This is a genomic window from Micromonospora vulcania (assembly GCF_042658605.1).
GTDB lineage: Bacteria > Actinomycetota > Actinomycetes > Mycobacteriales > Micromonosporaceae > Micromonospora > Micromonospora vulcania.
Genome location: NZ_JBHSQS010000023.1, coordinates 68766 through 78350, shown reverse-complemented (window position 1 = coordinate 78350; position 9585 = coordinate 68766). Strand labels below are relative to the sequence as shown.

Below are 9585 nucleotides of genomic sequence, written 5' to 3'. Positions count from 1 at the left end.
CGGAAGCTAAGCCCTCCAGCGCCGATGGTACTGCACTCGTGAGGGTGTGGGAGAGTAGGACACCGCCGGACAATCTTTCAGAAAAGGCCACCCCATTCGGGGTGGCCTTTTCTGCGTCTCCACCCGCGATCGACACGGGTTCCCTGATACCGGGGTATCCCGATTCGGTGGGGGCGAAGGTCCAGGCAGTTTCGGGGAAAGTGCTGTCTCCGGACACGTCGAGGCAGCAACTTCCCCGAAAGTGCGCGAGCGGCCTCCGCGCCGGGCGCGCCCGGCGCGGAGCGGAGTCACCCAGCGGGGTCAGTCGCGGGTCTGGATGCCGGCGCGTAGGTCGCGGAGCAGACTTCCGGCGTCGTCGACCGAGCGACCCGGGAACATCGCCATCACCACGCTGCCGTGGTCGGCCCAGCCGCAGACCGCGAAGTCGCCGCCCTCGCCGCTGGTGTTGCCGCACTTCAACACGCCGCCCAGGTCGCCCGCGGGCACCTTGCGTAGGCCGGTGACGGCCCCGGTCTCGTCGGACATCAGGCCGAAGAGGCTGTCCAGGTCCCGTTCCGGCTGCCAGAGCAGCGTGGTGCCCCCGAAGATCAGCACCGATCGCTTGTCGTCGGACGGGTCGCGGTAGACGGTGCCGAAGCTGCGGTCCAGTTCGATGTCCGCGGCCAGGCCGCTCCGCAGGTAGTCTGCCGTGCTCTTCGCCCGGTCACTGTCGTCCCGGGTCAGCCCTGCCACCTGGTCCGGTGTGCTGAGCTGGGTGTCCTTCTGCTCTGCCACCCGCCACCCGAAGGTGCCCAGCACGCCCGCGCCGGCGAGGCCGACGACCAGCGCCGCCGTCCAGCCGATCCGGCGCCGCCGGGACCAGCCGCCCCGCTTCTCGTCGGGGTCACCGCCGGTGTCCCGGGTGCTCAGCTGGATCGGCTCGTCGGTCAGCTCGACCGGCTGGCGACCGTCGTCGAGCGAGCGTTCGGTGAGATGTGCGTCGGACATAGCCGACACCGTACGCGAATGGCAGGTGGCGCACGTCGGGTCTGCGGAAGCCCTCCGTAGACTTTCTCGGGTGACCGACAGACTCGATGCCCGACGCCCCGACGCCCCCACCCTCGCCGGCCAGTACCAGCCCGGCGAGGTAGAGCAGCGACGGTACGAGCAGTGGGTAGCCGCCGGGCACTTCCGCGCCACCGCCGACAGCGACAAGCCGCCGTTCACCATCGTCATCCCGCCGCCCAACGTCACCGGCTCGCTGCACATGGGCCACGCGTTCGAGCACACACTGATGGACGCGCTGACCCGGCGTAAGCGGATGCAGGGCTTCGAGGCGCTCTGGCTGCCCGGCATGGACCACGCCGGTATCGCCACCCAGAACCTGGTCGAGCGCCAGCTCGCCGCCGAGGGGCTGTCCCGGCACGACCTCGGCCGGGAGAAGTTCGTCGAGCGGGTCTGGCAGTGGAAGGCCGAGTCCGGTGGGGCGATCCTCGGCCAGATGCGACGCCTCGGTGACTCGGTCGACTGGGACCGCGAGCGCTTCACCATGGACGCGGGCCTGACCCGCGCCGTCCAGACGATCTTCAAGAAGCTCTTCGACGAGGGCCTCATCTACCGGGCCAACCGGATCATCAACTGGTGTCCGCGCTGCCTGACCGCGCTCTCCGACATCGAGGTCGAGCACACCGACGACGACGGTGAGCTGATCTCCATCCGCTACAGCGACGAGGTCGTGGTGGCCACCACCCGGGCCGAGACGATGCTGGGCGACACCGCCGTGGCGGTGCACCCGGACGACGAGCGTTACCAGCACCTGATCGGCACCGAGGTCGAGCTGCCGTTGACCGGTCGCCGCATCCCGATCGTGGCCGACGCGCACGTCGACCCGAGCTTCGGCACCGGCATGGTCAAGGTGACCCCGGCGCACGATCCGAACGATTTCGAGATCGGCCAGCGCCACGACCTCCCCGCGCTGACCGTGATGGACGAGCGGGGCGTGATCACCGTGCCCGGCCCGTTCGAGGGGTTGGACCGGTTCGAGGCGCGGCCGGCGATCGTGGCCGCGCTGCGCGAGCAGGGTCGCATCGTCGCCGAGAAGCGGCCGTACGTGCACGCGGTCGGGCACTGTTCGCGGTGCAAGACGACTGTCGAGCCGCGGCTGTCGTTGCAGTGGTTCGTCAACACTGCCCCGTTGGCCCAGGCCGCCGGCGACGCGGTCCGCGACGGTCGGGTCCGCATCGAGCCGGCCGAGCTGGCCAAGCGCTACTTCGCCTGGGTCGACAACATGCACGACTGGTGCATCTCCCGCCAGCTCTGGTGGGGGCACCGGATCCCGGTCTGGTACGGCCCGCAGGGCGAGATCGTCTGCGTCGGCCCGGACGAGCAGCCGCCGACCGGCGACGGCTGGCGGCAGGACGAGGACGTGCTGGACACCTGGTTCTCCAGCGCGCTCTGGCCGTTCTCTACCCTCGGCTGGCCCGAGCAGACCCCGGACCTGGCCAAGTTCTACCCGACCAGCGTCCTGGTCACCGGCTACGACATCCTCTTCTTCTGGGTCGCCCGGATGATGATGTTCGGGCTCTACGCGATGGACGGCCAGCAGCCGTTCGACGTGGTGGCCCTGCACGGCATGGTCCGGGACGAGCACGGCAAGAAGATGTCCAAGTCGTTCGGCAACGTGGTCGACCCGTTGGACTGGATCGACCGGTTCGGCGCCGACGCCACCCGGTTCACCCTGGCCCGTGGTGCGAACCCGGGTCAGGACGTCCCGGTCAGCGAGGAGTGGTGCCAGGGCTCGCGCAACTTCTGCAACAAGCTCTGGAACGTCACCCGGTTCGCGCTGATGAACGGTGCGCACACCACCGGCGACCTGCCCGCCACCGAGGAGCTGTCGACGGTCGACCGGTGGATCCTGTCCCGGCTGGCGCACGTCACCGCCGAGGTGGACGAGCAGTTCGAGGCGTACGAGTTCGCCAAGGTCTGTGACCTGCTCTACCACTTCGCCTGGGACGACGTCTGCGACTGGTACGTCGAGCTGAGCAAGCCGGTGCTCGCCGAGGGTGGCGAGCGTGCCGAGGCCACCCGCCGGGTGCTCGGGCACGTGCTGGACCAGCTGCTGCGGCTGCTGCACCCGGTCATCCCGTTCGTCACCGAGGAGCTGTGGCTCGCGCTGACCGGCGGTGAGACGGTGCAGACCGCCGCCTGGCCGGTGGCCGACCGTTCGCTGGTCGACGACGCCGCCGAGGCGGAGCTGGTCGCCGTCCAGCGGGTGGTCACCGAGATCCGCCGGTTCCGGTCCGACCAGGGTCTGCGCCCGACTCAGCGGGTGGCCGCCCGCCTGGACGGTCTGACCGGGGCCGGCATCGCGGCCCACGAGCCGCTGATCCGCTCGCTGGTCCGTCTGGACCCGGCCGGTGCGGACTTCCAGGCCAGCGCCACGCTGGCCATGCCCGGTGCGGTCGGTGTCGCGTTGGACACCCGGGGGTCGATCGACGTGGCCGCCGAACGGGCCCGGCTGACCAAGGACCGCGCGGCCGCCGAGAAGGAGGTCGCCCAGGCCCGGGCGAAGCTCGACAACCCGGCCTTCATCGGCAAGGCCCCCGAGCCGGTGGTCGCGAAGATCCGCGACCGGCTGGCGACCGCCGAGGCCGACCTGGTCCGGATCGACGCTGCTCTGGAGACACTTTCCTCGTGACAGACCGTACCGAATTCGCCGCCGCCGAGGCCGAGTTGGAGGCTCGCGGCTTCACCCGCATGGTCTTCGAGCTGGACAAGATCGAGTCGCTGCTCGACCTGCTCGGCAGCCCGCAGCGGGCGTACCCGTCGATCCATCTGACCGGCACGAACGGCAAGACCTCCACGGCCCGGATGATCGACTCGCTGCTCCGGGCGTTCGGCCTGCACACCGGCCGTTACACCAGCCCGCACCTGGAGACCATCCGGGAGCGGATCAGCCTGGACGGCGAGCCGGTCAGCGAGGATCGGTTCGCCGCGGTATACCGCGAGATCAAGCCGCTGGCCGAGCTGGTCGACGCGCAGTCGGCCGAGCCGCTGACCTACTTCGACATGACCACCGCCCTGGCGTTCGCCACGTTCGCCGACGCGCCGGTCGACATCGCGGTGGTCGAGGTGGGCCTGGGCGGCGCGGAGGACGCCACCAACGTCATCCAGGCCGGGGTCTGCGTGATCACTCCGATCGGCCTGGACCACACCGAGTTCCTCGGCGACACCCTCCAGGACATCGCGCTGGCCAAGGCCGGCATCATCCATCCCGGCGCCACCGTGATCTCGGCGGCGCAGGAGGAGGAGGCGGCGCGTCCGCTCCTCGAACGCTGTGCCGAGGTCGGTGCCACGATCGCCCGCGAGGGTGCCGAGTTCGGCGTGCTGCGCCGGGCCGTCGCGGTCGGCGGCCAGGTGCTCACCCTGCAGGGCCTCGGCGGTGTCTACGACGAGGTGTTCATTCCGCTGCACGGCGCGCACCAGGCGCAGAACGCGGCGGTGGCGCTCGCCGCGGTGGAGGCGTTCCTGGGCGCGGGCACCCGCAAGCAGTTGGACATCGAGGCGGTCCGGGAGGGCTTCGGCACGGCCAGCTCCCCGGGCCGGCTGGAGCGGGTACGCAGCGCCCCGACCGTGCTGCTGGACGGCGCGCACAACCCGCACGGCATGGCCGCGACCGTCACCGCGCTCCAGGAGGAGTTCGCGTTCAGCAAGCTGGTGGCCGTGGTGGGCGTACTCGCCGACAAGGACGCGTCGAGCCTGCTGGAGCTACTGGAGCCGGTGGTCGACCTGGTGGTGGTCACCCGCAACAGCTCGCCGCGGGCGATGGACACGGCGGACCTCTCCGCACTGGCCGTCGAGATCTTCGGCGAGGACCGGGTCGAGGCGGCCGAGGAGATTCCGGACGCGATCGAGACCGCGGTGGCGTTGGCCGAGGAGGACGTCCCCGGTGAGCTCAGCGGGGTCGGGGTGCTGATCACAGGTTCGGTGGTGACGGTGGCGGACGCTCGTCGGCTGCTGAAGCGATGACGGATCCGGAGCAGGGCCCGCCGACCAGCGAAAACCCGCCCGCCGTCGACCCGCCGACGGCACGGCGCTCCGGGCTGCGCAACCCGGAGCGGGCGGTACGCGGTCTGGGTGCCGGCACGCTCGGCCTGGAGGCGCTGGTGCTGCTGCTGGCCATCCAGCCGATCCGGGTGGTCGGCGGTGACCTGAGCGGCGCGGCGATCGGTGCCGTGGTGGCGCTGGCGGTGGCCGGCTTCCTGCTGGCCGGCATGATGCGTCGGCCCTGGGCCTGGAACGCCGGCACCGTACTCCAGGGCCTGCTGCTGCTGGCCGGCCTGCTGCACTGGTCGCTGTTCGCGCTGGGCGTCATCTTCGCCCTGGTCTGGGCGTACGCGCTGCACGTCCGCCGGGTCATCCTGGGCTGACGCCGGGCCCCGGTCGGGTCAGGCGTCCGCCCGCTCGCGCCACTGGGTGAGCGCGATGCCGTGGCCGTCCGGGTCGCGGAACGCGGCCGCCCACACCTCCAGCTTGGTGCCCCGGTTGACCACCCGCGGCGCGTACGTGAAGCGGACACCCGAGCCGCGGAGCCGCTCGTACGCCGCCTCGATGTCGTCCACCTCGAGGTTGACGTGCACCAGCCGACGGCTGATCGGCGCCGCACCGGTCACCTCCCGCAGCACCAGCCGGGTCGTGCCGGAGGCGAGCACCGCGTTGCCGGTACCCCGGTCGACCTCGGTGAAGCCGAGCACGTCGCGGTAGAAGTCGAGGGATCGGGACAGGTCGGTGACCAGCAGGGTGAGACCCACACCGCTGATCGGGGCGGCCGGGTCGGCGGCGGCTACCGCGTCGTACCCGAAGATGGCCTCGTCCAGTTCCTCGGCACTGACGGTCTCCCGCGCCGAGGAGGCGGTGGGGTCGTCCAACGGGAGGTCGAGTGGGTCCAGCGGGTCCGTCGTGGTCGAGCCGGACCGCTGCGCGGGCGGCGGGTCGAACTGGTCATCGGCGGGCTCGTCGAAGCGTTCCTCGGCGGGCGTACGCGGTGCGGGGGTGGCCCGGCGGGGCAGCCCGCCGCCGGCCTGCTGCTCGATCACGACGCCCTCCAGCACCACCGGGCCGCCCGGGCTCTGGTGCACGACCACCGGCTCGCGCTCCTCGGACGGTGCGCCCAGGTCGTCGCGCAGCGGGTCGTTGCGCAGTGGGTCATTGCGCAGTGGGTCGGACCGCAGGGGGTCGCCGAACGGGTCCGGGCCGAGCGGGTCCCGGAAGTCGTCGTCCGGCCCACGGTCGGCCCACGGCGGAGCGTCCTGCTGGATCAGTACGTCGTCCAGGGCGTCGGCGTCGGCGAACTCCGGCGGGAGGTCGGCGACGGCAGCGGCGGTCTCGGCGTGGGTCGGCACCTCGTCCCAGAGGACCTTGACGTGCCGCTGGTCGTCGAGCGCGACCCGAATCGGCAGGGTCTGGCCCAACGATGGCCACTTGGAGACCGCCACCCGCGGCTCGATGATCTTCTTGGAGCGGGGCGGCAGCCCGGGCGCGTCGATGACCAGTTGCAGCTCGCAGCGGCCGAACGCGTACTGGGTGGGTGGTTCGGAGGCGCTGTGCACGTGCCCGACACCGACCACCCAGGTACGGCCGCCGCCGCGTACGGTGGCCAGCGCGATCGCCAGCACCAGCAGGGCGACCCCGAGCGCCACGATGGCCCAGCTGGTCATGCCCAGCCCGAAGAGGACGACGAAGGTGGCCACGGTGCCCAGCACCGTGCCGATCAGCTTGCGTACCGGCGCGATGGGCCGGTTCCCGCCATTCGCCACAGTGGACCTCCCGGGGGTCAGGGCCAGGCTAGGCCGGATTGGCCACCGGGGGAAAGACCGGCCGCCGCGCCGGCGCCGGGACCGGGTCGCTAGGCTGACCGTACCGATCCCGAGCGTCCAGCGCTTACAGGAGGAACCCAGCGTGTCCAGCAACAGCCCGGATGAGCGCAGCCTCGTGCTGATCAAGCCCGACGCGGTTCGCCGCGGCCTGGTCGGCGAGGTCCTCTCCCGCTTCGAGCGCAAGGGGCTGCGGATCGACGCGATGGTGTGCCGGACGATGGACGCCGCGCTCGCCGACGAGCACTACGCCGAGCACGTCGACAAGGCGTTCTACCCGCCGTTGAAGGACTTCATGACCGGCGGCCCGCTGGTCGCGCTGGTCCTCTCGGGTGACCAGGTGATCGACGTGGTGCGCGGGCTGGTCGGCGCGACCGACGGTCGCAAGGCCGCCGCCGGCACCATCCGGGGCGACCTCTCGCTCTCCAACCGGGAGAACCTGGTGCACGCGTCCGACTCGCCGGACAGCGCCAAGCGCGAGATCGCGCTCTGGTTCCCCGAGCTCGGCTGACGCTCGCGATTCAGCCCTCCGGGGGCAGCTTCGTCGGATTGCCGACTACGTAGATTCCGGTGATCCGCCCGTCCGCCGCGGCGACGGTCATGGTGTACCGGCTGCCGTCCGCGCGGGTGATCAGCACGGCGGGTTCCCCGTTGAGCTCGACCGGATCCATCGTCATCTGGCGGTGCGGGCCGTAGATCCCGGCGTAGAACCGGGCGATCCGGTCCGCGCCGGTGACCGGGTTGAGGGCGGCCCGCACCCGACCACCACCGTCGTTCCAGGCCGTGGCGTCGGTGGCGACCAGACCGGTGAGCGTCGCCAGGTCCCCGTCCCGGGCGGCGGCCAGGAACGCGTTGAGCAGCCGTTCCCGCTCCGGCCGGGTGGCGGTGAACCGGCGCTGCTCCTGGCGTACCCGGGTGGCCGCCCGGTGCTGGAGTTGCCGGCAGTCCGCCGGGGTCCGGTCCAGGATTTCCGCGATCTCGGCGTACGGCAGCTCGAAGGCGGTGTGCAGGACGTACACCGCGCGCTCCGGTGGGGTGAGCCGCTCCAGCACGTGCAGCAGCGCGATGGAGAGCGAGTCGCGCAGTTCCACGCGGTCCAGTGGCCCGAACGGCGAGGGCTCGGTCGGCACCGGCTCGGGCAGCCATGTCCCGACGTACGTCTCGCGGGCCGCCTGCCGGGCTCGCAGCCGATCCAGGGACAAGCGGGTGACCACCCGGGACAGGTAGCGGCGTGGCTCGTCCACCGTCGTGCGGTCCACGCCCAGCCAGCGCAGGTACGCCTCCTAGAGCACGTCCTGGGCATCGTGGTGGCTGCCGAGCAGGCGATAGGCGAGGCCGAGCAGCATCGGCCGGTGCGCTTGGAGCGCACCGGCCGCGTCTGCCGCTTCGGTCGTCACACCTGGGCCGGGGGCTCCGCCCGCATCGTCACCGCGAGTCGGTTCCATACGTTGATTGTGGCGATCGCGACGACCAGGTCGGCCAGTTCCTTCTCCGACCAGACCTTCGCGGCGGCGTCCCACACGTCGTCCGGCACGCCGTGCTCGCCGAGCTTGGTCACCGCGTCGGTGAGCGCCAGCGCGGCGCGCTCCCGCTCGTCGAAGAACGGCGCCTCGCGCCAGGCGGCCACCGCGAACAGCCGCCGGCTCGACTCGCCGGCGCCGAGCGCGTCCCGGCTGTGCATGTCCACGCAGTACGCGCAGCCGTTCAGCATCGACGCGCGCAGCTTGACCAGCTCCAGCACGGTGTGGTCGACGTTTGTCTGGACGTACTTCTCCAGCCCCAGGACGGCCTGGTAAGCCTTCGGCGCGACCTCGGCCGCGTTCATCCGCTGCATGACTACCTCCCTGATCGGTCCGACACCGTCACGACGAACCAGCCGGGCTTCTCCGTGACAACCGCCGGCTGTGACCCTGCTCATGGCTGCCGATCCCCCCGGGGGGTCAGAGGGTCTCCAGGGAGGCTCGGCGGCGGGATTCGGCTTCGAAGAGTTTGAGTAGGGCGGCGGCCAGGAGGGCGTAGGCGACTCCGATGGCCGCCTCGGCCGCCAGTTGTGGGGCGGCGGCCCGGAAACCGTCGCCGGCGACCAGGCGGCGGGCCGCCTCGGCGGCGTGGGTGATCGGCAGAAGTTCGCCGGTCACCCGCATCCAGGCCGGCAGTACGGCGGCCGGCACGTTCACCCCGGTCAGCAGGAGCAGCAGCGCCACCGAGACGTTGGAGACCAGCCAGACGTCGCGGAAGCGCAGCCCGATCGCACCCAGGGTCAGGCCGAAGAAGCCACAGGCCAGCGCCGCGACCGCCAGCGCCAGCGCCAGCCCCGGCAGCGCGTCGACCGGCACCCGCAGGCCGAGCAGCAGCGCCGCGGCGGTCAGTGTGGTCACCGCGATCAGCAGGCCGTTCGCCGCGTACGGCAGGACCCGGCCGAGGAAGACCGCGGTACGGCTGCGCGGTGAGAGCAGCACGTGCCCGAGGGTGCCGAAGCGCCGCTCGTTGGAGACCGCCATGGTGCCGCCGAACACGCAGGCGGTCGAGGCGGCCAGCACCGCGTTGCCGGTGATGTAGAAGCCGTCGTCGGCGACTCCGAGTTGCCGTCCCAGGTAGGCGAAGAAGAGCAACTGAAACAGCGGGCCGACGAGCAGCGTGCCGACGAACATCGCCGGAGTGGTCCAGTTGAACAGAGCCCGGTAGGCGATCACGCCACCGGTGCCGATCAGGCGGAACAGTGCGGTCATCGTCG

9 protein-coding genes and 1 rRNA gene are annotated in these 9585 nt (G+C 71.4%); 5 read left to right on the top strand and 5 right to left on the bottom strand.

From position 1 onward, the window contains the following. Positions 1–71 (top strand): 5S ribosomal RNA (gene rrf, locus ACFQGL_RS32190); the annotation flags it as partial. 229 nt (positions 72–300) lie between these two features. Here the strand turns inward: rrf and ACFQGL_RS27030 are convergent. Further along, positions 301–987, bottom strand: a complete 687-nt coding sequence (locus ACFQGL_RS27030) for a hypothetical protein (protein WP_377515302.1) — start codon at positions 985–987, stop codon at positions 301–303. Between the two features lie 70 nt (positions 988–1057). Here ACFQGL_RS27030 and ACFQGL_RS27025 point away from each other — a divergent pair, with 70 nt between their 5' ends. From ACFQGL_RS27025 to ACFQGL_RS27015, 3 genes are read left to right on the top strand one after another with little or no spacing between them, the layout of a single operon-like run. Further along, positions 1058–3676, top strand: a complete 2619-nt coding sequence (locus tag ACFQGL_RS27025) for a valine--tRNA ligase (protein ID WP_377515301.1) — start codon at positions 1058–1060, stop codon at positions 3674–3676. Continuing rightward, positions 3673–5007 (top strand): bifunctional folylpolyglutamate synthase/dihydrofolate synthase, encoded by a 1335-nt coding sequence (locus ACFQGL_RS27020; RefSeq protein WP_377515300.1) that lies wholly within the window; start codon positions 3673–3675, stop codon positions 5005–5007. Before ACFQGL_RS27025 ends, ACFQGL_RS27020 begins: the two co-directional genes overlap by 4 nt. Further along, positions 5004–5408, top strand: a complete 405-nt coding sequence (locus ACFQGL_RS27015) for a DUF4233 domain-containing protein (RefSeq protein ID WP_377515298.1) — start codon at positions 5004–5006, stop codon at positions 5406–5408. Before ACFQGL_RS27020 ends, ACFQGL_RS27015 begins: the two co-directional genes overlap by 4 nt. Before the next feature lie 18 nt (positions 5409–5426). Here the strand turns inward: ACFQGL_RS27015 and ACFQGL_RS27010 are convergent, their stop codons facing one another. Beyond that, positions 5427–6794: a VOC family protein gene (locus ACFQGL_RS27010; RefSeq protein WP_377515297.1), complete on the bottom strand. Its 1368-nt coding sequence runs from the start codon at positions 6792–6794 to the stop codon at positions 5427–5429. A gap of 142 nt (positions 6795–6936) precedes the next feature. Between ACFQGL_RS27010 and ndk the strand changes: the two genes are divergently transcribed. After that, the gene (ndk, locus tag ACFQGL_RS27005) at positions 6937–7362 is read left to right on the top strand and encodes a nucleoside-diphosphate kinase (protein WP_377515296.1); all 426 of its coding nucleotides are present in this window, start codon (positions 6937–6939) and stop codon (positions 7360–7362) included. Positions 7363–7372: 10 nt separating this feature from the next. Here the strand turns inward: ndk and ACFQGL_RS27000 are convergent, their stop codons facing one another. From ACFQGL_RS27000 to ACFQGL_RS26990, 3 genes are all read right to left on the bottom strand, one after another. Next, the gene (locus ACFQGL_RS27000) at positions 7373–8110 is read right to left on the bottom strand and encodes a sigma factor-like helix-turn-helix DNA-binding protein (protein WP_377515295.1); all 738 of its coding nucleotides are present in this window, start codon (positions 8108–8110) and stop codon (positions 7373–7375) included. Between the two features lie 134 nt (positions 8111–8244). Beyond that, positions 8245–8685: a carboxymuconolactone decarboxylase family protein gene (locus ACFQGL_RS26995; RefSeq protein ID WP_377515294.1), complete on the bottom strand. Its 441-nt coding sequence runs from the start codon at positions 8683–8685 to the stop codon at positions 8245–8247. 106 nt (positions 8686–8791) lie between these two features. Next, positions 8792–9580, bottom strand: a complete 789-nt coding sequence (locus ACFQGL_RS26990; protein ID WP_377515293.1) for an ABC transporter permease — start codon at positions 9578–9580, stop codon at positions 8792–8794. Positions 9581–9585: the final 5 nt, after the last annotated feature.

What these genes read in the sequence shown, in the direction of transcription:
- ACFQGL_RS27030 (WP_377515302.1), bottom strand. Translation starts at nt 987, where the DNA reads ATGTCCGACGCACATCTCACCGAACGCTCGCTCGACGACGGTCGCCAG.
- ACFQGL_RS27015 (WP_377515298.1), top strand. Translation starts at nt 5,004, where the DNA reads ATGACGGATCCGGAGCAGGGCCCGCCGACCAGCGAAAACCCGCCCGCC.
- ACFQGL_RS26995 (WP_377515294.1), bottom strand. Translation starts at nt 8,685, where the DNA reads ATGCAGCGGATGAACGCGGCCGAGGTCGCGCCGAAGGCTTACCAGGCC.
- ACFQGL_RS26990 (WP_377515293.1), bottom strand. Translation starts at nt 9,580, where the DNA reads ATGACCGCACTGTTCCGCCTGATCGGCACCGGTGGCGTGATCGCCTAC.